Origin of the sequence: Georgenia faecalis (assembly GCF_003710105.1) — a bacterium.
GTDB lineage: Bacteria > Actinomycetota > Actinomycetes > Actinomycetales > Actinomycetaceae > Georgenia_A > Georgenia_A faecalis.
This window is the reverse complement of sequence record NZ_CP033325.1, coordinates 74,697-99,293: the sequence shown is the minus strand read 5'-3', so window position 1 is coordinate 99,293 and position 24,597 is coordinate 74,697. Positions and strand designations below refer to the sequence as shown.

The 24,597-nt window shown below is 73.6% G+C and carries 19 protein-coding genes and 1 riboswitch; of the genes, 8 read left to right on the top strand and 11 right to left on the bottom strand.

Translation table 11 applies throughout. The annotated features are described in order from the left end of the window. The 3 genes from EBO36_RS00440 to eda are packed head-to-tail and all read right to left on the bottom strand — an operon-like array spanning position 1 to position 2,823. Entirely contained in the window at positions 1 to 1,047 is a 1,047-nt protein-coding gene (locus EBO36_RS00440) for a LacI family DNA-binding transcriptional regulator (protein ID WP_122822875.1), read from the bottom strand. Positions 1,048 to 1,063: 16 nt separating this feature from the next. Beyond that, on the bottom strand, positions 1,064 to 2,164 hold the full coding sequence (locus EBO36_RS00435; protein WP_122822874.1) for a sugar kinase: 1,101 nt from the start codon (positions 2,162 to 2,164) through the stop codon (positions 1,064 to 1,066). A 35-nt stretch (positions 2,165 to 2,199) separates the two neighbouring features. Beyond that, complete coding sequence (gene eda, locus EBO36_RS00430) at positions 2,200 to 2,823, bottom strand: bifunctional 4-hydroxy-2-oxoglutarate aldolase/2-dehydro-3-deoxy-phosphogluconate aldolase (RefSeq protein WP_122822873.1); 624 nt, start codon at positions 2,821 to 2,823, stop codon at positions 2,200 to 2,202. 218 nt (positions 2,824 to 3,041) lie between these two features. On the opposite strand from eda, the gene EBO36_RS00425 reads away from it, so the two are divergent. After that, positions 3,042 to 4,241 carry a glycerate kinase gene (locus EBO36_RS00425; RefSeq protein ID WP_122822872.1) on the top strand — a complete coding sequence of 400 codons (1,200 nt, stop codon included), beginning with the start codon at positions 3,042 to 3,044 and terminating at the stop codon, positions 4,239 to 4,241. A gap of 157 nt (positions 4,242 to 4,398) precedes the next feature. Here EBO36_RS00425 and EBO36_RS00420 read toward each other — a convergent pair whose 3' ends face one another. Next, entirely contained in the window at positions 4,399 to 8,289 is a 3,891-nt protein-coding gene (locus tag EBO36_RS00420; RefSeq protein WP_222928743.1) for a PQQ-dependent sugar dehydrogenase, read from the bottom strand. Between the two features lie 372 nt (positions 8,290 to 8,661). Here EBO36_RS00420 and EBO36_RS00415 point away from each other — a divergent pair, with 372 nt between their 5' ends. After that, entirely contained in the window at positions 8,662 to 9,312 is a 651-nt protein-coding gene (locus EBO36_RS00415; protein WP_187695827.1) for a hypothetical protein, read from the top strand. Between the two features lie 53 nt (positions 9,313 to 9,365). On the opposite strand, the gene EBO36_RS00410 is transcribed toward EBO36_RS00415, so the two are convergent. Together EBO36_RS00410 and EBO36_RS00405 are read right to left on the bottom strand one after the other, a co-directional pair. Next, complete coding sequence (locus EBO36_RS00410) at positions 9,366 to 10,100, bottom strand: trimeric intracellular cation channel family protein (RefSeq protein WP_122822870.1); 735 nt, start codon at positions 10,098 to 10,100, stop codon at positions 9,366 to 9,368. After that, a complete protein-coding gene (locus tag EBO36_RS00405) occupies positions 10,100 to 11,212 on the bottom strand; it encodes a VIT1/CCC1 transporter family protein (protein WP_122822869.1) in 1,113 nt (370 codons plus the stop codon). Before EBO36_RS00405 ends, EBO36_RS00410 begins: the two co-directional genes overlap by 1 nt. Positions 11,213 to 11,306: 94 nt before the next feature. On the opposite strand from EBO36_RS00405, the gene EBO36_RS00400 reads away from it, so the two are divergent. Then, positions 11,307 to 11,744, top strand: coding sequence for an organic hydroperoxide resistance protein (locus EBO36_RS00400; RefSeq protein ID WP_122822868.1), 438 nt, complete (start codon positions 11,307 to 11,309; stop codon positions 11,742 to 11,744). Between the two features lie 106 nt (positions 11,745 to 11,850). On the opposite strand, the gene EBO36_RS00395 is transcribed toward EBO36_RS00400, so the two are convergent. After that, on the bottom strand, positions 11,851 to 12,201 hold the full coding sequence (locus EBO36_RS00395) for a YtxH domain-containing protein (protein WP_122822867.1): 351 nt from the start codon (positions 12,199 to 12,201) through the stop codon (positions 11,851 to 11,853). A 270-nt stretch (positions 12,202 to 12,471) separates the two neighbouring features. Between EBO36_RS00395 and EBO36_RS00390 the strand changes: the two genes are divergently transcribed. Next, complete coding sequence (locus EBO36_RS00390) at positions 12,472 to 13,722, top strand: FG-GAP-like repeat-containing protein (protein WP_164471257.1); 1,251 nt, start codon at positions 12,472 to 12,474, stop codon at positions 13,720 to 13,722. 127 nt (positions 13,723 to 13,849) lie between these two features. Here EBO36_RS00390 and metE read toward each other — a convergent pair whose 3' ends face one another. Together metE and EBO36_RS00380 are read right to left on the bottom strand one after the other, a co-directional pair. Further along, positions 13,850 to 16,225 (bottom strand): 5-methyltetrahydropteroyltriglutamate--homocysteine S-methyltransferase, encoded by a 2,376-nt coding sequence (metE, locus tag EBO36_RS00385; protein WP_122822865.1) that lies wholly within the window; start codon positions 16,223 to 16,225, stop codon positions 13,850 to 13,852. Positions 16,226 to 16,233: 8 nt separating this feature from the next. Next, positions 16,234 to 17,136 carry a methylenetetrahydrofolate reductase gene (locus tag EBO36_RS00380; RefSeq protein ID WP_241237095.1) on the bottom strand — a complete coding sequence of 301 codons (903 nt, stop codon included), beginning with the start codon at positions 17,134 to 17,136 and terminating at the stop codon, positions 16,234 to 16,236. A 38-nt stretch (positions 17,137 to 17,174) separates the two neighbouring features. Next, positions 17,175 to 17,269, bottom strand: a riboswitch (SAM riboswitch). Positions 17,270 to 17,501: 232 nt separating this feature from the next. Between EBO36_RS00380 and EBO36_RS15135 the strand changes: the two genes are divergently transcribed. The 3 genes from EBO36_RS15135 (at position 17,502) to hrpA (ending at position 22,348) form a co-directional block, all read left to right on the top strand. Next, entirely contained in the window at positions 17,502 to 17,666 is a 165-nt protein-coding gene (locus EBO36_RS15135) for a hypothetical protein (protein WP_164471256.1), read from the top strand. Between the two features lie 42 nt (positions 17,667 to 17,708). After that, positions 17,709 to 17,903, top strand: coding sequence for a hypothetical protein (locus EBO36_RS00375; protein WP_122822863.1), 195 nt, complete (start codon positions 17,709 to 17,711; stop codon positions 17,901 to 17,903). A gap of 119 nt (positions 17,904 to 18,022) precedes the next feature. After that, the gene (gene hrpA, locus EBO36_RS00370; RefSeq protein ID WP_222928742.1) at positions 18,023 to 22,348 is read left to right on the top strand and encodes an ATP-dependent RNA helicase HrpA; all 4,326 of its coding nucleotides are present in this window, start codon (positions 18,023 to 18,025) and stop codon (positions 22,346 to 22,348) included. Positions 22,349 to 22,359: 11 nt separating this feature from the next. On the opposite strand, the gene EBO36_RS00365 is transcribed toward hrpA, so the two are convergent. Next, complete coding sequence (locus EBO36_RS00365; protein WP_122822862.1) at positions 22,360 to 23,547, bottom strand: FAD-dependent oxidoreductase; 1,188 nt, start codon at positions 23,545 to 23,547, stop codon at positions 22,360 to 22,362. 113 nt (positions 23,548 to 23,660) lie between these two features. Here EBO36_RS00365 and EBO36_RS00360 point away from each other — a divergent pair, with 113 nt between their 5' ends. Then, positions 23,661 to 24,257 (top strand): SprT-like domain-containing protein, encoded by a 597-nt coding sequence (locus EBO36_RS00360; protein ID WP_122822861.1) that lies wholly within the window; start codon positions 23,661 to 23,663, stop codon positions 24,255 to 24,257. On the opposite strand, the gene EBO36_RS00355 is transcribed toward EBO36_RS00360, so the two are convergent. Continuing rightward, a complete protein-coding gene (locus tag EBO36_RS00355) occupies positions 24,226 to 24,546 on the bottom strand; it encodes a DUF1330 domain-containing protein (RefSeq protein ID WP_122822860.1) in 321 nt (106 codons plus the stop codon). The genes EBO36_RS00360 and EBO36_RS00355 overlap by 32 nt on opposite strands. Positions 24,547 to 24,597 lie beyond the last annotated feature (51 nt).

Sequence of the window (24,597 nt, the reverse complement as noted above, 5' to 3'; positions counted from 1 at the left end):
CTACTGCGGCCCGGGGGTGGACTCGCGCAGGACGACCTCGCCCGAGGCGGTGACGAGCTCGCGGTCCTCCTCCCCGAGGGCGAGGGCGGTGACCTGGCGGCCGATGTCGACCATGTCGATCCGCACGGTGCTCAGGGTCGGCGTGACGTCGCGCAACGCGTAGATGTCGTCGAACCCGGCGAAGGCCATGTCCCGGGGCAGGTCGAGGCCCGCCTCACGCGCCGCCGTCATCGCCCCGAGGGCCATGACGTCGTTGACGGCGAAGACCACCTCGACGTCGAGCGCGCGCCGCATGAGCTCGACCATCGCGTCGTGCCCGCCGTCGCGCACGAACGGCGAGGCGATGACGGCGTCGTCGGCCACGGGGCAGCCGAGCTCGGCGAGCGCCTCGCAGAAGCCCTCGCGCCGCTCCGCCGCGGTGAGGTGCCGCTCGGGCCCGCCGAGGACGGCGAAGCGCCGGTAGCCCAGCCCGTGCAGCGAGCGCGCCAGCGCCGCGGACGCCCCGCGGTTGTCGACGTGCACCGCCTTGACGCCGAGGATGGGCTGCCCGACCATCGCGGCCGCTCCCCCGCGCTCCTGGTAGGAGGCCAGGGCCTCGCGCAGGCGCTCGTTCGCCGCGTCGTCGTCCTGGCGTCCGCCGATGAGGATGATCGCGCGGGCCCGCAGGTTCTGCAGCGTCTGGATGAAACCGACCTCGCGCTCGGCGTCGTGCTGGGTGTTGGCGAGGGTGACGGCGAGCCCGGCCGCGTCGGCGGCCTCGGTGACGCCCGCGGCGATGGTCGAGAAGAACGGGTCGGAGATGTCGTGGACGATGAGCCCGAGCGTCGCCGTCCGCCCGCGCGCCATCGCCTGGGCGTTGGCGTTCGGCGAGTAGTTGAGCCGCTCCGCGGCGTCGAGGACGCGCTGGCGCAGGTCTTCGCGCACGGAGCGGTTGGTGCTGCCGTTGATGGCGCGGGAGGCGGTGGCGAGGGAGACGCCGGCCTCACGGGCGACGTGGCTCAGGGTCGCCGCCCGCCCGGTGCCCCCGGGCGTCCCGGTGGATGTCATCGAAGGCTCCTCGCGGTCAGCGCTGCACTCGGGCGCTGCCGCCGGTGGCGAGCTTGAGGACCTCGGCCTTGGTCGCCATCGAGGTGTCCCCGGGTGTCGTCATCGCCAGCGCCCCGTGCGCCGCGCCGTACTCTACTGCCGTCGCCAGCGGCTCACCCGTGATGAGGCCGTAGACCAGGCCGGAGGCGAAGGAGTCGCCGCCGCCCACGCGGTCGAGGATCTCCAGCCGCTCGCGGTGGGTGGCCTGCGCGAAGCCCTCGTCCTTGGACCAGGCGATGGCGCCCCAGTCGTTGATCGTCGCGGTGTGCACGCCGCGCATCGTCGTGGCGATGACCTCGAAGTTCGGGTAGGCGGCCTGGACCTCCTCGATCATCGCCCGGAAGCTCGCGACGTCGAGGTCGGTGAGGTCCTCGTCCACGCCGGGGACCTCGAAGCCGAGGGAGGCGGTGAAGTCCTCCTCGTTGCCGATCATGACGTCGACGTGGTGGGCGATCTCCCGGTTGACCTCCTGCGCGCGGGCCTGCCCGCCGATGTCCTTCCACAGCGAGGGCCGGTAGTTGAGGTCGTAGGACACAACGGTGCCGTGCTTCTTGGCGGCCTGGATCACCGCGAGCGCGACCTCCGCCGAGCGGTCCGACAGGGCGGCGAAGATCCCCCCGGTGTGCAGCCAGCGCGCGCCGAGCTCGCCGAAGATGTGGTCGAGGTCGAGGTCCTCGGGACGCAGCTGGGACACGGCGGTGTGCCCGCGGTCGGACACTCCCACCGCCCCGCGCACCCCGAAGCCGCGCTCGGTGAAGTTCAGGCCGTTGCGCACGTTGCGGCCGATGCCGTCGGAGGGCACCCAGTGGATGAGGGAGGGGTCCACGCCGCCGGTGAGGATGAAGTCCTCCACCAGTCGGCCGACCTCGTTGTCCACCAGGGCGGTGAGGACGCCGGCGCGCAGGCCGAAGGCGCGGCGCAGGCCCCGGGCGACGTTGTACTCGCCGCCGCCCTCCCAGGCGCGGAAGCTGCGCGCGGTCCGGATCCGGCCCTCGCCGGGGTCCAGCCGCAGCATCACCTCGCCGAGGGACAGCACGTCGTACCGGCACTCGGCCGCGTCACGGATGGTCAGGCTCACGGTTCTCCTTCGGCAACGACGGGACGGCGACGGCGTCAGCGGGTGAGGGCGACGGCGTCGGCCACGAGCGCGGCGACGTCGTCGAAACGGCCCTCGGCGATCGCGTCCCGGGGGACCATCCAGCTCCCCCCGACCGCCACCACGGCGGGCAGAGCGAGGTACTCGGCGAGGTTCGCCGGGCCGATGCCACCGGTCGGCACGAACCGCACCCCGGCGAAGGGGGCGGACAGCGCCTTGATCGCCGCGGCGCCGCCGGACGTCTCCGCCGGGAAGAACTTCACCGTGGAGAGCCCCGCCTCCAGGGCCGCCTGGACCTCGGTCGCGGTCACGGCGCCGGGCAGCGCGAGCACGCCGCGCTCGGCGCAGCGGTCGACGACGGCGCGGGAGAAGCCGGGGGACACGACGTAGCGGGCGCCGGCGTCGACGGCCTCGTCCACCTGGGCGGGGGTGAGGACGGTGCCGGCGCCGACGAGGACGCGCCCGTCCGCCGCCATCCGGGCGATCGCCTCGGCAGCGGCTGCCGTCCGGAACGTCACCTCGGCGACGGGCAACCCGCCCTCGGCGAGCGCGGCGGCCAGCGGGCCGGCGTGCGCGGCGTCGTCGAGGACGACGACGGGCACGAGCCGGGCCGCGGCAAGCTGGTCAAGCGTCTCGGACATCGCCGATCCCCTGTCTCCCCGGTGCCCGGGGCCCTCGTCCGTGAGCGGCAGCGTCGCGACGCTGCGAGTCCGTGCCGACCGTAGCAGAAAGCGCTTCCCGCCGGGGAGGTCCCCGCGTCGCCACCGGGGCGCTCCTCCCGCCCCGGGTCGTCCGCCGCGTGCCCCGTCCTACCCTGGGACCGTTCGCACCCGCGACACGCGAGGCCGAGGAGGGCCGGATGCGGTTCGTGCTCGCCCCCGACTCGTTCAAGGAGTCGATGACCGCGCCCGAGGCGTCCGCCGCGATGCGCCGCGGCGTCCTCGCCGCCCTGCCCGACGCCGAGTGTGTCGAGGTCCCCCTCTCCGACGGCGGCGAGGGGTTCGCCCGCGCGCTGACCGCCGCGCTCGGGGGCGAGCTCGTCCCCGTCACCGTGCACGACGCGCTCGGGCGGCCGACGACGGCGCACCTCGGGCACGTCCCGGCGCAGGGCCTCGCCGTCGTCGAGGTGGCGGAGGCGGTCGGGCTGGCCGCGGTGGCCCCGGCCGAGCGCGACGTCCGGGCGGCCGACAGCCGCGGCGTCGGGGAGCTCATCACCGCCGCCCTCGACCTCGGGTGCCGCCACATCGTCGTCGGGCTCGGCGGCAGCGCGACGAACGACGGCGGGGCGGGCCTGCTCCACGCGCTCGGCGTCCGCTTCCTCGACGACGCCGGCGCCCCGCTCGAGCCGCAGCCGAGGCACCTGCACCGGCTCGCGTCCGTCGACCTCGCCGGGCTCGACCCGCGCCTGGGCGCGACCGTGATCGAGGCGGCGACCGACGTGACGAACCCGCTCCTCGGGCCGCGCGGCGCGAGCGCGACCTTCGGGCCGCAGAAGGGGGCCGACCCGGCCGCCGTGGCCGCGCTCGACGCCGTCCTGGCCCGCCTCGCCTCCCGCGTCGCCGCGGCCGGCCTCCCCGGCGCACGGCCCGGGGCTAGTCCCGGCACGCCGCCCGGCGAGCCGGACGGGGCGTCGACCGAGGCACCCGGCGCCGGCGCCGCCGGCGGCATCGGCTGGGCCCTCAGGGCCGTCCTCGGCGCCCGCCTGCGCTCCGGGGTCGAGCTGGTCGTCGAGGCCGCCGACCTGGCGGGGGCGGTCGCGAAGTCGGACTGGGTCTTCACCGGTGAGGGCTCGATCGACGCCCAGACGGCCATGGGGAAGGCGCCGGTGGGGGTCGCGCGGGTGGCCGCCGCGGCCGGCGTCCCGGCCGTCGCCTTCGGTGGGCAGGTCCACGCCGATGCCGGACCGGCGCTGGCCGGCCACTTCCTCGCCCTGGTCCCCATCGTTCCCGGGGTGAGCGACCTGCCGACCGCCCTCGCACAGGGCCCGGCGAACCTCGAGCGGGCCGTGACGATGGTGTGCCGCCTGCTCACCACGCCGCAGCGCCCGGCTCCCCGCTGAGCGCCCGGCTCCCCGCTGAGCGCCCGGCGGAGCCCCGCCCCCGGACGGGCCGACGCCGACCAGACGACCGAGGGGGTGCGCACACCGCGCACCCCCTCGTCGTCACACCATCGGCGGTCTCGCCCGCCGCGCTACCTCGTCGCGCGGCGGGCGAACCTCACCCGCAGGTGCGGGCCGCGTACGGCGCGGTGACCGTCCGGCTCCCCGCGATCCCGCCGGCGGTCGCCGTCACGCTCACCTCGCCGGCGGCCACGGAAGCCTGCCGCGTGCTGAAGGTGACGGTGGACGCGCGGTCGGCGGCGACCGTGACCGTCCGCGTCCCGTACGCCGTCGTGATGACGACCTCCGCCGGCGCTGCCGACTCGTTCGCCACCCGCACGGTCTGGACGACCTTCCCGGCGACGCACCGGGTGTCGGCCGTGACGGCGACCTCCGGGCCGGTCGCCACGGGGGTCCCGGTCACGGTGAGGTTGCGCATCCGGCCCGTGTTGTCGAAGGACCCGAACCCGACCCGGCCGCCGTCGAACGTGTCGTCCGTGGCCGTCATGAGGGGGGTGTCGAGCCCGTCGACGTAGACGGCGATCTCTCCGGTGTCGGCGCAGTGGACGAGGCGCACGTCGTGCCACTCCTCGTCGGTGACCGCCGGCGGAGCCCCGACCGTCCCGTCCCACTGGTCCTCGATCCGCTCCCGGTCGGCGTTGTTCACCTTGAAGATGCCGTTGTGGGCGTAGATCGTGTTGTCCTGCGAGAGGTGGGCGTAGTAGTACTCCGTGTCGGACTGCCAGCCGAAGACGATGATGACGTCCCGGTTGTTCACCGACGCCGGGGCGTCGAGCCGGACCTCCGCCTCGATCTCGACGGACCCGAGCTCCGGACCCTCGGTGAGGATGGCGTACTCGAACGGGCGGCGGATCCCGTCGTTCGGGTTGGTGCCCGCCTCGGCGAGGATGATCTCCTCGCCCGGGAACTGCCACTTGCTCGGCGTCCGCGGTGCCCAGTTCTCCCCGGCCATCACGTCGGTGATGACCTCGCCCGCCGGTGAGCAGCTCGGGTCGGCCGGCGGCTCGACCGGCTCGGCCGCGAACAGCGCGTACTGAGCGGCGATCTGCTCGGCCGTCGGCACGGTGTCGAGGAACATGAGGTCGTCCATGCGCCCGTGGAACGGGTTGGCCTCACGCGTGTCCTGCGGGTAGCTGCCACCGATCTTGATGCCCGCGGGGTCCGTCGCCGAGGTCGATCCAGTCCCCCAGGGGTTCGTCGCGTTGGTGTACTCCCCCTCGAGCTCCTCGCCGTTCATGTAGAGCTTCATCTCCCCGCCGGCGAAGTCGAACGTCGCGGCCAGGTGGACCCACTCGTTGCGCTGGAGGATCTGGTCCCACGGCATGTCCGCCGCGAAGGTCCACGACCCTGCCCCGTCCACCCGGCGCCCGAGGGCGACGAGCTTGAGCTCGCCGTTGACGGTGATGACCTCGAGGAGGGCGCGCACCGCGTGCCCGTCGGAGTCCCCGGTGAGCACGCCGGCCAGCCCGATCGCGTTGTACCGGTCGGTCGCGTTCGCCGAGCCGGAGTTGAGCGCGGGGTGCTCGCCGGTCGGCTTGAACCACCCCATGATCGAGATCTCGTCGGCCTCGGCGAACGCCCCGAGCGACTCGACGCCGTTGGCGTCGTAGATGCCGGCCTTCCAGTCGTCGTTCGACGACGCCGTCGGGCTCATCTGCTGCGTCTGCAGCGCCTCACCGGCACCGGGGTACGCCCGGTCCGCGACGCGCATCTCGACGCCGCCGTTGACGAGCTGGATGTCGGTGCCGGACCAGCCCTGGTCGTCCTCCCACGTCGGGTTCCCCGCCACCGGGTGGTCGAAGTCGTAGTGCGCGACGAGGTTGGGGGTGAGCTCGGGCAGGGCGTGGGGCGAGGACGCGCCGGTGTGCCGGGCACCCGTCACCCTCCAGATCTTCCCGTCGGCCTTGGAGATGAGGTACAGGTCGCCCTCGGCGTCGGCCCCGAAGCGCAGGTCGACCCGGGCGTCACCGACGAGCTCCTGGAAGGTCGTCTCCTCACCGTTGTGGAAGACCTTGAGCGACGCGATGGGCGCGAGGTCCTCGAGGTCACCGTCGTTGCGGACCATCTCGTCGACCTCGGTGGCCATCACGGTGCCGCGGACGATGTCGGTGAACAGGTACTTGCCCCGCAGCGCCGCGATCTCACCGCGGTAGACGTAGCCGCCGTTGACCGCCACGCCGGCGTCACCCGTCTGGCCGGGGTCGCGGTTGTGGTCGTACGCGGCCACGGGGTAGGTGAAGTCGAACTCGGCGTCGTTCGCCGGGAGGGGGTAGATCTGCCGGTTCTCGGCGAGGAACGGGCCCTCGCGGACGGACCAGCCGAAGTTGTCGCCGGCCTGGACCTCGTAGATCGACTCGACCTGCCACTCGCCGATGTGGCCCAGGTACATCTTGCCGGTCTCGGTGTCCCAGCTGATGCGGTGCGGGTCGCGCATGCCGACGGCGTAGATCTCGCCCAGGGCACCCGGCGTGCCGACGAACGGGTTGTCCGCCGGGATGCCGTACTCCCCGTTCCCGCTGTTGTCGCCCATGGGGTCGATCCGGAAGATCTTGCCCTGCGGCGTCGCGAGGTTCTGCGGGTTGTTGTTGCCCACGCCGTTGCCACCGTCGCCGACGAGGACGTAGAGCATCCCGTAGTCCGCCTCGCCCTCCTCGGCGGTCCAGTTGAAGGCGATCTGCTGGACGGTGTGGACGCGACCGCCGAACGGGACACGCATCATCTCGCGGCTCGTCCCGGCGAAGGTCTCGGCGGCGGGGTCGGTGGCCGTCCACTCGGTGATGACGCTGTGGAAGCCGGTGTTGCCGAACGCCGGGAAGTCCGGGGTGTCCTCGGTGAGGGCGCTCCCGGCCTCGGTGTGGACGGTGTAGAAGATGCCGTTCTCGGCGAACTCGGGATGGAACTCGACGAAGCCGAACCCGGTGCCCAGGCCGGCGTGGTTGTGGAAGTTGTCGATGAACTGCTCGCGGACGTTGAGGTAGTTGACGTAGTCGCCGGTCTCCTCGTCGACCATGTAGAGGATCGCGTTCATGTCCGGCACCGCCAGGCGGCCGGAGCCGTCCGGCACCTCGTCGAGGTGCGTGATCCGGTTGTGGCGGATGAGGCGCTGGTCCTGCGTGGCCGGGGTCGTCTGCGACTCGGGCAGCTGCACGAGCTCCTCGACCTCGATGCCGAGGGCCGACGGCGCGGGGTCGGGCAGCGGGTTGAGGAGCGGCGCCGAGGGGTCCTCGACGGTCTCGCAGTCGGCGACGTTGCCCGTGGGCAGGTCGAGGTTCGCGGCGGTGGGGTCGATCGCGACGTCGTCGAGCATGAGGCGCCCGGCGCTGTTCGCCCCGTTGATCCAGAAGAACCGGTCGAGCGGCCCGCTGACGCGCTCCCGGAAGTTGAAGAGCGTCTCGGCGCCCTCCGGCAGCCGGGTCTGCTCCTGGTAGATCCCGCCCTGGCTGTACACCGCCACCTTGTCGGTCGCGTTGTCCGCGACGATCCACACGCACTGCCACACGTCCTCGGACCACGTGCCCGCGGGCCGGAACTGCCCGCCGTCGCGCACGAGGAGGGCGTCGTTGTTCTGGTTGTTGACGTAGGCCCGGCTGTGCGGGTAGTCGGACGGGTTGTCGTTGTCGGTGATGCCGAAGGAGGTGTCCGCGTTCGCGTCGCGGCGGATCCGGAAGAAGACCGTGCCGGTGTCGCCGTCCGCGATGGCCGCGACCGCCCGGTGCGCCGCGTTGCGGTTCCCGGTCATCTCCAGGACCCGGTTGTTCTGGTTCACCGGGTCGGGGATGACGACGGCGGCGGGCGAGGCCGTCCAGCCGTCCTGTCCGTTGAGCGTGCCGGTGGTGTAGCCCTCGAAGTCGAGGTGCTCGGTGAAGCCGGTCGGCTCGTCGACCACCTGGGCGCCCGCCGGTACGCCGAGCATCGGGGCGCACAGCGCCGTCGTGAGGGCGAGCGCGAGGCCCGCCCGTCTGGATCCAGCCAAGCGTGGTACGCCCATCGGCCCTGCTCCTCTTCGTTGGGAAGCGCTTTCACGGCGAACGATAGCGTCGGAGCCCGGGTGTGGCAATGGTCACAACGCTCGGATTCAGGGCATCGTGCCGCTCCCCGCCCCGGGCGCGTGGTGGTCGACGGCGGAGTCATGTGCGGCACCGTGATCACCGGGAGCGTGGCCGTCGGGACCGCCTCGGGGAGCGGCCTGGTCGCTCCAGTGACCATGAAGAAGCGGCGCCGCGGGACCGATTCACACTTCGCCGCTCACCCTTCGCGCATGAATGGGTCGCACATCTGGTGACCCGCACGTGAACTCGGCAGAGGGGACTTATGAGCCGTCGAACTAGCTCGTGCGTGCCATCCCTGACAAGCTGCGCACGTGTCGAGTTACGTGCACTTCACGCGTTCCCGCCTGACGGACGAAGAACAGGCAGAGTGCGACCGCGTCGCCGGCCTTGCGGAGCAGCTCCATCGGTTCCTGATGCGACGGTCGGCCGATATCGATGCCGTCCATGTTCATAACGCAAGGAGCGGCGCAGTCCAGAGCATCGTCTCTGAGCTTCTGCTCGACCTGCTCGGATTCGAGGAGGAGGCCGTCATTCCCCGCGCCTATGGCTTGGTGACGTCTGCGCGGCCGGACTTCTACTTCGAGCTGGGTCCCGGTCGCGGCGTCATCGCCGAAGTCGAGCGAGGCGGCACGACAACGAACAATCACGACCTCAAGGACATGTGGAAGGCGCACATATCTCCCTACGCGCACCACTTGTTTCTCGTCGTGCCGATGGCGAACTGGCGCGCTGATGGCACCGCACGTGAGAAGCCATTCACCGCAGTCGCCAGGAGGGTGGGCGCCTTCTTCGGGGACCCGAGACGCGAGGTCGACGTTCTCAGCGTCCACCTGTTCGGGTACGGGGGGACAGGCCTCCCACCGCAACCCGATATCGATCGCCGCACCGAAATGGAGGCGATCACTGTGGAGGTGGTCAGAGAGGACGCCGTCGCCGCCGACGCGCTAGCCCACCCATCGTGAGCGCGGAGGGCGGCTCGGTGGCATGGGCACCGACCGCGCCCTGATGTCCCCGCTCAGGCCGACTGCTGCTCGGCGCTGCCGTCCTCGCCCTTCCCGCGGAACTTGACGAGCTTGCGGAGCTGGGACGAGCTCATGGTGATCGACCAGTCGCCGTGCTGCGGCAGCCGCCAGTTGCGCCACCGGGCGAGGATGCACAGGCCGGCGCCCACGACGGTTGCGACGAGCATCCCGGCATCGAAGTAGCCCGCGCGCTCGAAGGCGACCATGACGGCGGCGGCGGCGATCGCGGCGGTGGCGTACAGGGTGTTCCCCCCGAAGACCGCCGGCACCTGTCCGACGGAGATGTCCCGGATCATCCCGCCGCCGACCGCCGTGATCACCCCGAGGAGGATGGCGGGGGTGAGGCCCAGACCGACGCTGAGGGCCTTGCCCGCCCCGGTGGCCGCCCAGCAGCCCAGCACGAGGGCGTCCGCGACGATGAACGTCCGGCTCCACCATCGGTTGTCGAGACGCACCAGGTAGGCGACGACGGCGCCCGCGAGCGCCGTGCCGAGGTAGAACGGGTCGGTGAGGGCGACCGGGGTCCCCGCCTGCAGCAAGGTGTCGCGCAGCATGCCGCCGCCGAGCGCCGAGACGATGGCGAGGATCCCGAAGCCGACGATGTCGAACCGCTTGCGCCGGGCGATGATCCCGCCGAGGGCCCCGTTGACGAAGACCCCGACGAGGTCGAGGACCCGGAAGAGGTCCCCGAGCCTGGGCAGGTCCGGCAGCGCGAGGTCGAGCACCATCAGGTCACCGTCGTCCCGAAGGCGAGACCGAGGACGTAGGTGACGCCCGCCGCGCCGTACCCGATGGCGAGCTGGCGCAGCGCGGGACGCAACGGCGCCGCGCCGGAGAGGATGCCCACGGTGGCGCCGGTGGCCAGGAGCGCGAGCCCGACGACGGCGGTCGCCACCACCACGGCGGCCACCCCGCTGAGGCCGAACATGTACGGCAGCACCGGTAGGAGGGCGCCCGAGCCGAAGAACGCGAAGCTCGACAGGGCCGCGTGCCACGGGGAGCCGATGGCCTCGTAGTCCTGGGCCACCGGCGTCGTGCGGCGCGGGGTGTCCTGGTCGCGCAGCACCTCCGCGGCGTGCTCTGCCGCCTCGGCCGCGCCCATCCCCCGGGCGCGGTAGACCAGGGCCAGCTCGTTGGCGTCGACGTCGAGGTGCGGGATCGCCTGCTCCGCCTCCGGATCCGGCATCGACGCCTCGAGCAGCTCCCGCTGTGAACGGACCGAGACGTACTCCCCGGCCGCCATCGACAGCGCCCCGGCGAGGAGGCCCGCCACGCCGGTGAACAGCACGGTCTGGGGCGCGACGCCCGTCGCCCCGATCCCGAGGACGAGCGCAAGGTTGGACACCAGGCCGTCGTTCGCCCCGAAGACAGCAGCCCGGAACATCCCCGACACCCGGTTGCGGCCCCGGGTGGCGAGCGAGCGCACCACCTCGCCGTGGATCCGCTCGTCCGCCGCCATCGCCGACGTCGCGTCGTCGTCCGTGCCGTAGCTCGACCGGGCCTCGGCGCGCTGGGCGAGCGCGAGGACGAAGACGGACCCGAACCGCCGCGCCAGCCACCCGAGGATCCGGGTGCGCCAGGCGCCCCGGAGCGGGCGGCCCACGTGGTCCCCGAGCAGCTCGCGCCAGTGGTCCTCGTGGCGACGCTCGGCCTCGGCGAGCGCGAGGAGGATCTCCCGTTCCTCCCCCGAGCGCCGGCTCGCCAGGTCCCGGTACACCGCGCCCTCGGCGCGTTCGTCGGCGAGATACCGGCGCCAGCGACGCACCTGCGCGCCCGTCGGCGCGAGCGTCGGCCGGTCCTGCCCGAGCTCGCGCTCCGCGGGCCCTCCCGTGTCGGTCACGGTGGACAGGGTCTCAGGCCCGCGGCGGGGTGGGAAACCCGGACGCCGGCTCGCTCCAGTGGTGGCTCCGGCTTAGGGGTGATCTGGTGGGCAGATGGCTGAACTCACTCCTGACCCCGTCCTCTACACCGCCCGCGCGACGTCGACCGGCGGCCGCGGTGGGCGCGCCGTCTCCGACGACGGCATCCTCGACGTCGCCCTGACGGCGCCGAAGGAGCTCGGCGGCCCCGGCACCGGCACCAACCCCGAGCAGCTCTTCGCCGCCGGCTACTCGGCATGCTTCAACAGCGCCCTCGCCGGGGTGGCGCGCAGGGAGAAGATCGACGCGACCGGATCGACGGTCACGGCGAACGTCGCGTTCGGGCGGGCCGGGGACGGCTACGCGCTCGCCGTCGAGCTCCAGGTCGCGATCCCGGGCCAGGACGTCGCCGACGTCGACCGCCTCGCCCGGGCCGCCCACGCCGTGTGCCCCTACTCGGTGGCCACCCGCGGCAATGTCCCGGTGACGATCACGGCAGTCCCCGCGACCTGAGGGACGGCGGCCCCCGCCGTCCGGTCCACGAACGACGACGCCGCACCCCCGGTCACGAGGGTGCGGCGTCATGGCACGGCGAAGGTGCTACCGCGCGTCGATCGAGTTATCGAGCGTCGATGTCCGGCTGCGGCGGCGTCGGGGCCGGAGCCGGCCCGTCCGGGATGCCCTGGGACGTCGTCGACGAGGAGGGGGTGCTGGTCGACGGGCTGCTGTGGCGCCCGTCGGAGCCGAGCTTGCCCTTGACCATGCCGGCGACCTTGTCGGTCACCGCCGAGCCCTGCTCGCGAGCCACCTCGCTGACCTTGCCCTCGACCTTCTGCACACCCTGCTGGACCCGCGGGTCCTGCCAGACGTTCTTGCTGGCACGCTTGATCTTCTCGAACTGCTGACGTCCAGCGCGCGCACCGAGGAGGTAGCCGACGCCGGCGCCGATGACGAACGAAAACTTGCCCATCAAGATCCGCCTTTCCGTGAGTTCTGATCTTCTCGCCGCCAGCCTATGGGCCCGTCGTCGTCCCCGCGCGGGGACAGAGGGGTCACGGTGCGGCCGCGGGGGGCGGCGAGTAGGGTCGGCCGCACGTCGAGAAGTCCCGGCGGTCGATGCTCCACGGCGGGACTGGCCCCGTGCCGCCGTCGACGCGGAAGGCCCCGCGAACGGGTCGGCTGCTCCCCGAAGTCCCCGGTCGCGTTGTCCGGCACGACACCGACTTCCCAGGGACTCCCCATGACTCGATCACACCTCTTGTCCCCGCGACTCGCTCTTGCCGTCGCACTGGCGCTCTCGCTCCTCGCGGCGTACTTCGTCGCGGCTGCCCCCGCCGCCCAGGCGGCCCCCGCCCAGGCCGACACCATCGTCTCGCTCGTCAACGCCGAGCGGTCCCAGCGTGGACTGCGCCCGCTGCGCGTCAACGCCGCGCTGACGAGCATCGCCCAGGACTGGTCGCAGCGGCAGGCGGCCGCCGATGCGATGTCGCACCGCCCCAACTTCACGGCCAACTACCCCGCCGGGTGGACCCGCGCCGCGGAGAACGTCGCCTGGTACTCCGCCGACGACCCGCGCGCCATCGTCACGTCGTGGATGAACTCGTCCGGGCACCGAGCCAACATCCTCAACCCGGAGCTCACCGATATCGGCGTGGGCTACGCGCGGTCGTCGTCGGGCCGGTACTACGCCACCCAGAACTTCGCGGCATACCCGGGCTCCCCGGTCCCGGCGACGTCGATCGGCCGGCACGACTACAACGGTGACGGGCGCGCCGACGTCCTCGCGGTCAACGGCTCCGGGCAGCTCCTGCTCTACCCCGGCAACGGACGCGGCGGCTGGCAGAGCGCCCGCACCATCGGCAACGGGTGGCAGGGGCACGACCTCGTCGCCCCCGGTGACTTCAACGGTGACGGACGTTCCGACCTGCTCGCCGTCGCCCCGGGTGGTCAGCTGTACTTCTACGCCGGACGCACCAACGGCTTCGCCGCGCGGGTGCAGATCGGCACCGGTTGGCAGGTCTTCACGCACGTCTTCTCTCCCGGTGACTTCAGCGGCGACGGCCGCGCCGACGTCATCGGCGTGCGGCCGAACGGTGAGATGACGCTCTACTACGGGACCGGCGCCGGGCGGGTCAGCGGGTCCGCCAGGATCGGCACCGGTTGGCAGATCTACAACGACGTCCTGCCCGGCGGTGACTTCAACGGCGACGGCCGCGCCGACCTCTTCGCCAAGGACGCCAGCGGACGGCTCTTCGCGTACTACAACCGCGGCGGCAGCACGATGAGCAGCCGCGTCCAGATCGGCAACGGCTGGACCGACTTTCGCCAGCTCGCCTCCGTCGGGGACTTCAACGGCGACGGCGCGACCGACTACTTCGCCGTGAGCGCCAGCACCGGACGCGCCTACCTCTACCCCGGGACGGGGCGGAGCGGGTTTGCCCCGCGTGTGCAGATCGGCAACGGCTGGGCCGGCTTCACCACCGTCATCTGACCCACCTCGGCTCCGGCCCCAGCCCGTCCGTCCCCGCCCCAATCCTCGTGATCTTGCAGAAACGCTGGTCAGCGTTTCTGCAAGATCACGAGGGGGAGGAGGTGGCGAGGGTCAGAGGGCGGGCGGGTCAGAGCGTGGCGCGGACCTGCCGGGCTGCGGCCACGAGGTTCTCGAGCGCCGGGACGACCTCCTCGTACCGGCGGGTCTTGAGCCCGCAGTCGGGGTTCGCCCACAGGAGCCGGCCCGGGACCACGGCGGCGGCCGCCGCGAGGAGCTCGGCGATCTCCTCCACGCTCGGCACGCGCGGCGAGTGGATGTCGTAGACGCCCGGTCCGATGCCGCGGGAGAAGCCCTCCTCGGCGATCGCCGGAAGGATCTCCATCTTCGACCGGGCCGCCTCGATGCTCGTGACGTCGGCGTCGAGGGCGTCGATGGCGCCGATGACCTCACCGAACTCGGAGTAGCACAGGTGGGTGTGCACCTGGGTCTCGTCGCGCACGCCGGAGGTGGCCAGCCGGAACGCCTCGACCGACCACGTGAGGTAGGCGTCCCGGTCCGCCGCCCGCAGCGGGAGGAGCTCGCGCAGGGCGGGCTCGTCGACCTGGATGATGCCGGTCCCGGCGGCCTCCAGGTCGCCCACCTCGTCCCGCAGGGCGAGGGCGACCTGGGTCGCCGTGTCCGCCAGCGGCTGGTCGTCGCGGACGAAGGACCACGCGAGGATCGTCACCGGCCCGGTGAGCATGCCCTTGACCGGGCGGGTCGTCAGCGACGCCGCGTAGCGGGTCCAGCCCACGGTGATCGGCGCCGGCCTGGTGACGTCACCCCAGAGGATCGACGGTCGCGTGCACCGGGTGCCGTAGGACTGGACCCAGCCGTGCTCGGTGACGGCGAAGCCGTCGAGGTTCTCGGCGAAGTACTGGACCATGTCGTTGCGCTCGGGCTCGCCGTGGACGAGGACGTCGAGGCCGAGGCGCTCCTGGAGCTCGACGACGCCGCGAACCTCGGTCCGCATGGCGTCGGTGTACGCCTCCTCGCTGAGCTCGCGGCGCGCGCGGGCGGCCCGGGCGCGGCGGATCTCGGTGGTCTGGGGGAACGAGCCGATCGTCGTGGTCGGCAGCTCGGGCAGGCCGAGCGCGGCGGCCTGCACCGGTGCGCGGTCGGCGAAGGGCGGACGGCGGTAGTCGGCCTCGGCGACCTCGGCCACGCGGGCACGGACCTCGGGCCGGACCACCCCGGCGTGCTCAAGCCGGGTGCGCCGCGCCTGGGCGGCGGCGTCCAGCTCGCCGGCGACGGCGTCACGGCCTCGGGTGAGGGCCGTGGCCAGCGTGATGACCTCGCCGATCTTCTGGTCGGCGAAGGCCAGCCAGCTCCGCAGCTCGGGGTCGAGCCCCCGTTCGACCCGGACGTCGTGCGGGACGTGGAAGAGCGACGTCGACGTCGTGACGGCGAGACGACCCTCGGCGACGGCGCGGCCACCGAGGCCGGCGTCGAGCTCGCCCAGCACGGCGAGCGCAGCCTCGAGGTCGGTGCGCCAGACGTTGCGTCCGCTCACCACACCCGCCACGACGACCTTGTCCCCCAGGGCGGCGAGCGTCGCAGCCGACGGGACGTCACCCCGGACGAGGTCCAGGCCCACCGCCTCGACGCCGGTGCCGGAGAGGACGTCGACGGCGTCGTCGGCGCCGCCGTAGGACAGGGTCGCGAGGATGGCCGGCCGCTCGGGGCGCGCGAGCTCGTCGGCGAGGACCTCGTACGCCCGGGCGGCCGCGGCGAGGACGCGCTCGCGCGGGACGTCCCAGGTGTCGGCCACCAGGGCCGGCTCCTCGAGCTGCACCCAGGGCGCCCCGGCCTGTCCGAGCGCGTGGAGCAGCTCGGTGTAGACGGGCAGGAGGTCCTCGAGCCGGTCGAGCGGGGTGAAGTCCGACGGCGCCGCGGCGCCGTCCGCGTCGTCCGCCACCGCCTTGCTGAGGAGGAGGAAGCTCACCGGCCCAAGGACCACGGGGCGCGTGGTGATGCCGTCACCGGCGGCCTCGAGGAAGAGCGAGACGACCCGGTCGTCCGCCAGCCGGAACGGCGTCGTCGGGCCGATCTCGGGGACGAGGTAGTGGTAGTTGGAGTCGAACCACTTGGTCATCTCCAGGGGCGCGAGGTCGCCCTCGCCGCGGGCGACGGTGAAGTACCCGGGCAGGTCGAGGCGGCCGTCCGCGTCGAGCAGGCGTTCGAAGCGCGGCGGGACGGCGCCGACGGTGAGCGCGACGTCGAGCACCTGGTCGTAGAAGGAGAAGTCGCCGGGGATCGACCCGTCGTCGGCGCCCAGCCCCAGCGCGAGCAGCCGCGCGCGGGTGCTGCGCCGCAGCTCCAGGGCTGCCACCTCGAGGTCGTCGAGCTCGAGCCGCCCCGCCCAGTACCCCTCGATGGCGCGCTTGAGCTGGCGGTCCGGGCCGATCCGCGGGTAGCCGAGGATCGTGGCCGTGGACAGGCGGGGGATGGTCGAGTCAGTCATGGGTGTCCTCAGACGGTCGGGATGGGACGAGCAAGGGCGGTGGTGCGCGCGGCCGACGGGGTCGGGCGGCGGAGGCGCTCGACGACGTCGAGGGCCGGGCGGTACTGGTTGAAGGTGTACAGGTGCAGGCCCGGGGCGCCGGCGGCGAGGACGGCCTCGACGAGGTCGACGGTCGCGGCGATGCCGCGCCGGTGCCGCTCCTCGGCGTCGTCGACGGCGAGGAGGTCCCCGAGCACGGCCGGCACGGGCACCCCGGTGAGCGCCGCGAGCCGGGTCAGGCGCGCGGGGTCGGTGGCGGGGATGATGCCCGCCACCACGGGCAGGGTGATGCCCGCGGCCCGCGCGTCGGCGACGAGGTCGACGTAGTCGGCGGCGTCGTAGAAGACCTGGGTGATGGCGAAGTCGGCACCGGCGTCCTGCTTCGCCCGCAGGGCCTGGACGTCCTGCGCGCGGGTGTGCGAGCGGCCGGCCGGGTAGGCGGCGACGGCGACGCTCACCGCGCCGCGGCCGCCGAAGCGCCGGCGTTCGACCTCGCGGATGAGGGCGACGAGCTCCCCGGCCCGGTTGAGGCCGTCGGGGCGCGGCACCCACTCCGCCTGGCCGGCGGGTGGGTCGCCCCGGAGCGCGAGGAAGTCCCGGACGCCGTCGTCGAGCAGGTCCTCCACGAGGTCGGTGAGCTCGGCCCGGCTCGCCGCGACACAGGTGAGGTGCGCGATGGGCGTCACCGTCGTCTCGGCGAGGATGCGCCGGATCACGGCGCGCGAGGCGTCCCGCGAGGACCCGGACGCGCCATAGGTGACGGAGAAGAAGTCGGGCGCGGCCGCAGCGAGGCGGGTGAGCGTCTCCCAGGCCGCGGCCGCCCCGGCGGGCGTGCGGGGCGGATAGACCTCGAAGGACACGGTCGGGCGCACGGTTGGCACCTTCACCAGGCTAGCGGTGCTCATGAGAACCCCCATCGACCCTGGCGGAAGCACCCTCGCCCGTTGTCACGGGGGGTTGCTGCGGCGTCGACGAGCCAGGACTCTCGGCCGCTCTGGATGGTTGCCCGAATCTTGACGGGTGATCGACGTGTGATCAATCGTCGTCCGCCTGACGAGACGTGAGGCGGCGCTCGGCCCTCCGCGCGCCGCCTCGCGCTCCCCCGCCGGGTAATCCCCCGGTCCTGACGATCGTCGGGAGCCGACGATCAGCCCTTGCGGGCCACCTCGCCCGGGTCGAGACTGGAGAACCGTGGCGCTGGTGCCGCGGCCGACCGGTGGGATGGGCGGTGATGGCAATGGCTTCGTCAAGCGTCGTCACCAGGGTGTTGACCGGGATCGACAGCCCGCCTCAGCGGTCGCCCGTACCCGCCGAGCTCCCGGGCGTCATGAGCCTGGACGAGGTCCTCGCCGTCGAGGCGGAGACCACCTACGCCACCTGGAGGTCACGCCTGTTCCGTTAGGCACGCAGGCGGCTCCGGCCGCGCACGGGGGGGTGCACGACGATGTCTTTGCAGACCGCGACCAATGACGAGCTCCGACGGGCCTGGGCCGCCGCGCTCCAAGCCGATGTGGGCGCCGAGACCCGGGACGACCTGGGCAAACAGCTGGTCGAGCTGGCGGAGGAGATCGACCGCCGGGTCCGCGCCGGCGACCGGGACCTCCTCCGGCCCCACCGTCCGGGGCTGCGGCCCACCTGATCCCGCACGCGGTGGCGGGGCCGCCCGGCCCCGCTGCGCGCTGTCCGGGCGGGCCGCTGGTGCCGCCGCGGGCGAACACCGGTGCCGCTGATCGGCCCGATCGGCGACAATGGTCCATCGTGAGCCGGGACGCGCAGGACGGGACGGCCGCGCCGCCCCGTCGGGGCCGGCGAGGCGGGCGCGACGGCGCCCGGAACGGCGCGGAGAGCGGCTCCCGCGACGGCACCCGGGACGGCACCCGCGACGGCTCGCGGAACGGCTCGGGGAACGGCGGTCGACGCCGCACGCCCCGGCCGCTCACCCCGGAGCAGATCGAGGCGCGCCGCGCGGCGCTGCCCGTCATCAGCTACCCCGAGGAGCTGCCGGTCTCGGCCCACCGGGAGGAGATCGCCCGCGCCATCGCCGAGCACCAGGTGGTCATCGTCGCGGGCGCCACCGGCTCCGGGAAGACCACCCAGATCCCCAAAATCTGCCTCGAGCTCGGGCGCGGGATCACCGGCACGATCGGCCACACGCAGCCCCGGCGGATCGCCGCCCGGACGGTCGCCGAGCGGATCGCCGACGAGCTCGGCGTCTCGCTGGGCGGCGCCGTCGGCTACCAGGTCCGGTTCACCGACGAGGTGGGCCCGACGACGCTCGTCAAGCTCATGACGGACGGCATCCTGCTCGCGGAGATCCAGCGGGACCCGCTGCTCACGCGGTACGACACGATCATCGTCGACGAGGCGCACGAGCGGTCGCTCAACATCGACTTCATCCTCGGCTACCTCGCCCGGCTGCTCCCCCAGCGCCCGGACCTCAAGGTGATCATCACCTCCGCGACCATCGACTCCGCCCGGTTCGCCGCGCACTTCGGCGCGCCGACGGAGGACCCGGCGCACCCGGTCCGACCCGCACCCGTCATCGAGGTCTCCGGCCGCACGTACCCGGTCGAGATCCGCTACCGCCCCCTCGTCCCCGACGACGAGCCGGCCGACGAGGACGGCGACGAGGACGCGGCACCGCAGGCCGGTCCCGGCCGGGAGGCCGACCCGATCGACCAGCCCACCGCGATCTGCCTCGCCGTCGACGAGCTCATGGCCGAGGGACCGGGCGACATCCTCGTCTTCCTCTCCGGCGAGCGCGAGATCCGCGACACGCACGTGGCCCTCGGTGAGCACCTGGGCAACCGCTACGTCGCCCCCGGGGAGGGCCGCTCGGCCGCCGGGGCGGTCGGCGCCGTCGAGGTCATCCCGCTGTACGCCCGGCTGTCCGCCGCGGAGCAGCACCGGGTGTTCGAGCCCCACACGGTCCGGCGGGTCGTGCTGGCGACCAACGTCGCGGAGACGTCGCTGACGGTGCCGGGGATCCGCTACGTCGTCGACCCCGGCACGGCCCGGATCTCCCGCTACTCCAACCGGACGAAGGTCCAGCGCCTGCCCATCGAGCCGGTCTCCCAGGCCAGCGCCAACCAGCGCTCGGGGCGCTGCGGCCGGGTGGCCGAGGGCATCGCCATCCGCCTGTACTCCGAGGCCGACTACGCCTCCCGGCCGGAGTACACCGAGCCCGAGATCCTGCGGACCTCGCTCGCCGCCGTCATCCTCCAGATGGCGGCCCTCGGCCTCGGCGATGTCGAGGCGTTCCCCTTCGTCGACCCGCCCGAGACGCGCGCGGTGCGCGACGGCGTCCAGCTCCTCCACGAGATCGGCGCCCTCGACCCGGAGGCGGCCCAGCCCACCCTCACCGAGGTGGGGCGCCGGCTCGCCCAGCTGCCCATCGACCCCCGCCTGGGACGGATGCTCCTCGAGGCCCAGACCAACGGCTGCGCCGCCGAGGTGATGATCATCGTGGCCGCGCTCAGCGTCCAGGACGTCCGCGAGCGCCCCGCCGAGCACCAGCAGGCCGCCGACGCCGCCCACCGCCGGTTCGCCGACCCGACCTCGGACTTCCTCGCCTACCTCAACCTCTGGCGCTACCTGCGCACCCAGCAGCGCGACCTGTCCGGTTCCGCGTTCCGCCGGATGTGCCGGTCGGAGTACCTCAACTACCTCCGGGTGCGGGAGTGGCAGGACGTCGTCGCCCAGCTCCGCCAGCTCGCCAAGCCGCTGGGCCTGACGATGCACCCGCTCGCCCTGCCCCACCCCGAGGAGGTGGGCGCGGACCCGGCCGCGGCCGCCGTCGCCGTGGGGCGCTCCACGGACGCCGCGAGCGCCGACGCCGTCCACCAGTCCCTCCTCGTCGGCCTCCTGTCGAACCTGGGGACCTACGACGAGCGCAAGCGCGACTACCTCGGCGCCCGGGGTACACGGTTCTACGTCTGGCCCGGGTCCGGGCTGGCCAAGCGCACCTACGACTGGGTGATGGCCGCCGAGCTCGTCGAGACCTCCCGCCTGTTCGCCCGGACCGTCGCCCGGATCAAGCCGGAGTGGGTCGAGCCCGTCGCCGGCCACCTCGTCAAGCGGACCTACTCCGAGCCGTACTGGTCGACCAAGCAGGGCGCGGCCATGGTCCGGGAGAAGGTGCTCCTGTACGGCATGACCCTGGCCGCCGACCGGCCGGTGCTCCTCGCCCGTGTCGGCACCGACGAGGCCCGCGCCCTCGCGCGCGAGCTCTTCCTGCGCCACGCGCTCGTCGAGGGCGAGTGGCGCACCCACCACGAGTTCTTCGCCCGCAACCGCGCGCTCCTCGCGGAGGCGGCCGAGCTGGAGAACCGCACCCGCCGCCGCGACCTGGTGGTCGGTCCCGATGCGCTGTTCGACTTCTACGACGAGCGCATCCCCGACTCCGTGGTGAGCGCCCGGCACTTCGACTCCTGGTGGAAGAAGGCCCGCCGCGAGACGCCCGACCTGCTCACCTTCACCCGCGAGCTCCTCGTCCCCGAGGCGGGCACCGTCTCCGGCGCCGACTTCCCGGACACCTGGCGCCAGGGGGACCTCACCCTCCCCCTCACCTACCAGTTCGAGCCCGGCACGCAGGCCGACGGCGTCACCGTCCACGTCCCGATCAGCGTGCTCGCGCGGCTCCGGCCGGACGGCTTCGACTGGATGGTCCCCGGGCTCCTCGCCGAGCTCACGACGGCGTCCATCCGGGCGCTGCCCAAGCGGGTGCGGGTCCAGCTCGTCCCCGCCCCCGACGTCGCCCGCGAGGTGCTCGCCCTCCTGCCGGACTGGCACGAGGTCGCCCCCGCGCCCCCCGGTGCGCCCTCCTTCGCCGAGGCGTTCGCCGACGCCGTCCGGCGCCTGCGCGACGTCATCGTCACCGACGAGGACTGGGACGTCGAGCGCCTGCCCGCGCACCTGCGGATGACCTTCCGCGTGGTCTCCGAGAACGGGGACGTGCTCGGGGAGAGCAAGAGCCTCGCCGTCCTCCAGCGCCGCCTGGCCCGCGAGAGCGCGGACGCGGTCCGCTCCGTCGTCCGGGGCGCCGTGGCCCAGGCCATGGAGGAGGCGCAGGGGCGGCTGGGACGCCCCGTCGTCCCCGGCCCCCCGGCCGCCGGCCCCGCCCCCGACGGAAGTGCCGCGCCCGCCCCGGCACGCCCGACCGGCCCGCTGCTCGCCGAGCAGGAGAACCTGAAGACCTGGCCGGAGCTCCCCGACGGCGTCCTGCCCCGCCAGGTGGAGTCCGTCGGTCCCCACGGGCTCCTCGTGCGCGGGTACCCGGCGCTCGTCGAGGTGGCCGGGCCCCCGCCGCGGGTCGACCTGCGCATCCTCGCCGGGGCCGGCGAGCAGGCCCGGGCGCACCGCATCGGCCTGCGCCGGCTCGTGCTCGGCGAGACGGCCCTGGGGAACCAGCGGGTGACCACCCGGTGGACGGGGCGCGAGGCGCTCGCGCTGGCGACCAGCCCCTACGCCAGCACCCCCGCGCTCGTCGCCGACATCCAGCTCGCCGCCGTCGGCGCCCTCGTCGACGCCTGGACCGCGGACCACGGGGGCGACCTCGTGCGCGACGCCGCGGCCTACCGCGCCCTCGTCGCCGCCGTCCGCGCGGACCTCGAGGAGCGGGTGCACCAGGTGGCCGGGCAGGTGGTCGCGGCGCTGGAGGCCTACCGCGACCTCGAGGTGACGATCAAGGAGTCGACGTCGATCTCGTTGCTCGACACCCTCACCGACGTCCGCAACCAGGCGGCCCGGCTCGTCTACCCGGGCTTCATCTCCGCGACCCCGCCCGACCGCCTCGTCCACCTGCCCCGGTACCTGCGCGCCGCGACCCGCCGGGTGCTGCGCGCGCGGGACAACGTCCACCAGGACGCCGCCCTCGCGTGGCAGGTCCGCTCGATCGAGGAGGAGTACGCCGCGGACGCGGCCGCGGCCGAGCGCGGCGCCCCCGACCCCGCGCGTGACGCGCGTCTGAGCGAGGTGCGCTGGCTCATCGAGGAGCTCCGCGTGAGCCTGTTCGCCCAACAGCTGGGCACGCCGGTCAAGGTGTCGGAGAAGCGGATCCGCAAGCTCCTCGCCGAGGCGCGCTGACCCGGTCCACCTCAGGCGGCCGCGTGCACGCGGAGGGCGGCGACGATCTCCCGCACGGCGTCCCGCCCGGCCCGGTTGGCGCCGATCGTGGACGAGGAGGGGCCGTACCCGACGAGGTGCAGGCGGGGCTCGGCGACCACCCGAGTCCCGTCCATGGTGATCCCGCCCCCGTGGTTGCGCAGGTGCAGCGGCGCGAGGTGGTCGAGCTGGGCGCGGAAGCCGGTCGCCCAGAGGATGACGTCCGCGCGCCGGAAGGACCCGTCGGCCATCCGGACGCCGTCGGGCTCGATCCGGGTGAACATCGGGTGCCGCACGAGGACGCCGCGCGCGGCCGCGGCGCGCAGGGCCGGGGTCCACAGGAGCCCGGTGACGGCGACGACGCTGCGCGGCGGCAGCCCGGCACGCACCCGCTCCTCGACGCGGGCGACGGCGTCACGCCCGGCCTCGGCGTCGAAGGCGCCGTCCCGGAACACCGGCTCGCGGCGGGTCACCCAGGTCGTCCCCGCGGCGACCTGCGAGATCTCGTCGAGGAGCTGGACGGCGGAGATGCCTCCGCCGACCACCACGACGTGCGCCCCGGCGAAGTCCGCGGCGCGCCCGTAGTCCGCGGTGTGGAGCTGGCGCCCGCGGAACGTCTCCTGGCCGGGGTAGACGGGCCAGAACGGCTTGGTCCACGTGCCCGTGGCGTTGACGACCGCACGCGCCGACCAGGTGCCGGCGTCGGTCTCGACCACCAGCCGCCCCGCACCCACGCCCCCCTCGTGCGCCGCGCCGCCCTCGTGCGCCACCCCCGCCTCGTGATCGTGCAGAGGCGCTGAGCCGCCGTCGCGCCGGACCGCCCGCACCCGCACGGGGCGCACGACCGGCAGGCCGAGCTCACGTTCGTAACGCTCGAAGTAGGCGGGCAGGGCCTCGTTGGCCGGGGCGGACGCCGGCGGCTCGGGCAGGGCCATGCCCGGCAGGTCGTGGATGCCGTTGACGGTCGCCATCCGCAGCGAGCGCCACCGGTGCCGCCACGCACCGCCCGGCCCCGCCTCGCCGTCGAGCACGACGTACGTCGGTGCCTCGCCCGCCCGCGCCCACGGCGCCACGAACCCCTTCCGGGCCAGGTGGTAGGCCGCCGAGAGCCCCGCCTGACCGGCGCCGATGACGACGACGTCGACGTCCGACGGGTCGGGGGACGGGAAGGTGGCCGGCACGACGGTGGCAACACCGGCCGAGCGCCCGGGCTTCCCGCCGGTGCCTGTGGATGTCGGCGCGGGGGTGTCGGCAGCGCCTCGTACCGTCGACCAGGACGGGCAGAGGAGGCGAGATGGACCTTTCCGAGACACGGCAGCTGGGTGCCGCGCTCATGGCCGAGCACGGCCTCAGCGGCTGGCTGCTCGACTTCGACGACGCGAAGGTGCGCGCGGGCGTGTGCCGGTTCTCCCGGCGCACGATCAGCCTCAGCCGGCCGCTGACGATGCTCTACACCGCCGAGCAGGTCCGCGAGACGATCCTCCACGAGATCGCCCACGCCCTCGTCGGTCCCCGCCACGGACATGACGACACCTGGCGCGTAGTCGCGCAGCGGATCGGCTCGACGGGCGAGCGCTGCGTCGCCCCGGAGGCGCCCCGCACCCCGGCGCCCTGGCTGGGCACCTGCCCGGCCGGGCACACCGTCACGCGCCACCGCCAGCCCTCGCGCCCGGGGTCCTGCACCCGGTGCCGGCCGGGCTTCGACCCCGACGCGCTCTTCACCTGGCTCTTCCACGGCCGCGAGGTGCCGATGTCGGCCGCCTACCAGAAAGCGATGCGCCAGCTGCGTCAAAGCACCCCGCTGCCCCTCCCCGGCCTCCTCGGCGTGGCGACGACCGGGACGACGGCGGCGCCCGGGGTCAGGGCGCCGTCGGGGGCAGGTGCCCGGTGAGCGTACGGACGGTGATCACCTCGGTCCGCGCCACCACCTGGCGGTGGGTCTCGGCGAGGGCCAGGCGGTCCGGGTCCTTGAGGTACGCCTGCACAGCGGCGTCGTCGGGGAGGTGGATGACCTGCACCTCGGCCGGCCCGCCGCCCTCGCCGCCCTCGTCGACCCGGCGCACGCGGCTCACCACCCGCCCGCCGTACCGCGGCATGAGGGCCAGGACGCGGTCCTCGTACGCGGACAGCGCGTCGTCGTCACCGTGGGACCACAGCAGCACGCAGAGCTCCAGCGCCATCGACGCACGGTACCCACACGGGGGGGCACGCGGGAGGGCCCCGGCAGCCGT

What these genes read in the sequence shown, in the direction of transcription:
- EBO36_RS00440 (WP_122822875.1), bottom strand. Translation starts at nt 1,047, where the DNA reads ATGACATCCACCGGGACGCCCGGGGGCACCGGGCGGGCGGCGACCCTG.
- eda (WP_122822873.1), bottom strand. Translation starts at nt 2,823, where the DNA reads ATGTCCGAGACGCTTGACCAGCTTGCCGCGGCCCGGCTCGTGCCCGTC.
- EBO36_RS00425 (WP_122822872.1), top strand. Translation starts at nt 3,042, where the DNA reads ATGCGGTTCGTGCTCGCCCCCGACTCGTTCAAGGAGTCGATGACCGCG.
- EBO36_RS00420 (WP_222928743.1), bottom strand. Translation starts at nt 8,289, where the DNA reads ATGGGCGTACCACGCTTGGCTGGATCCAGACGGGCGGGCCTCGCGCTC.
- EBO36_RS00410 (WP_122822870.1), bottom strand. Translation starts at nt 10,100, where the DNA reads ATGGTGCTCGACCTCGCGCTGCCGGACCTGCCCAGGCTCGGGGACCTC.
- EBO36_RS00400 (WP_122822868.1), top strand. Translation starts at nt 11,307, where the DNA reads ATGGCTGAACTCACTCCTGACCCCGTCCTCTACACCGCCCGCGCGACG.
- EBO36_RS00395 (WP_122822867.1), bottom strand. Translation starts at nt 12,201, where the DNA reads ATGGGCAAGTTTTCGTTCGTCATCGGCGCCGGCGTCGGCTACCTCCTC.
- EBO36_RS00390 (WP_164471257.1), top strand. Translation starts at nt 12,472, where the DNA reads ATGACTCGATCACACCTCTTGTCCCCGCGACTCGCTCTTGCCGTCGCA.
- metE (WP_122822865.1), bottom strand. Translation starts at nt 16,225, where the DNA reads ATGACTGACTCGACCATCCCCCGCCTGTCCACGGCCACGATCCTCGGC.
- EBO36_RS15135 (WP_164471256.1), top strand. Translation starts at nt 17,502, where the DNA reads ATGGCTTCGTCAAGCGTCGTCACCAGGGTGTTGACCGGGATCGACAGC.
- EBO36_RS00375 (WP_122822863.1), top strand. Translation starts at nt 17,709, where the DNA reads ATGTCTTTGCAGACCGCGACCAATGACGAGCTCCGACGGGCCTGGGCC.
- EBO36_RS00360 (WP_122822861.1), top strand. Translation starts at nt 23,661, where the DNA reads ATGGACCTTTCCGAGACACGGCAGCTGGGTGCCGCGCTCATGGCCGAG.
- EBO36_RS00355 (WP_122822860.1), bottom strand. Translation starts at nt 24,546, where the DNA reads ATGGCGCTGGAGCTCTGCGTGCTGCTGTGGTCCCACGGTGACGACGAC.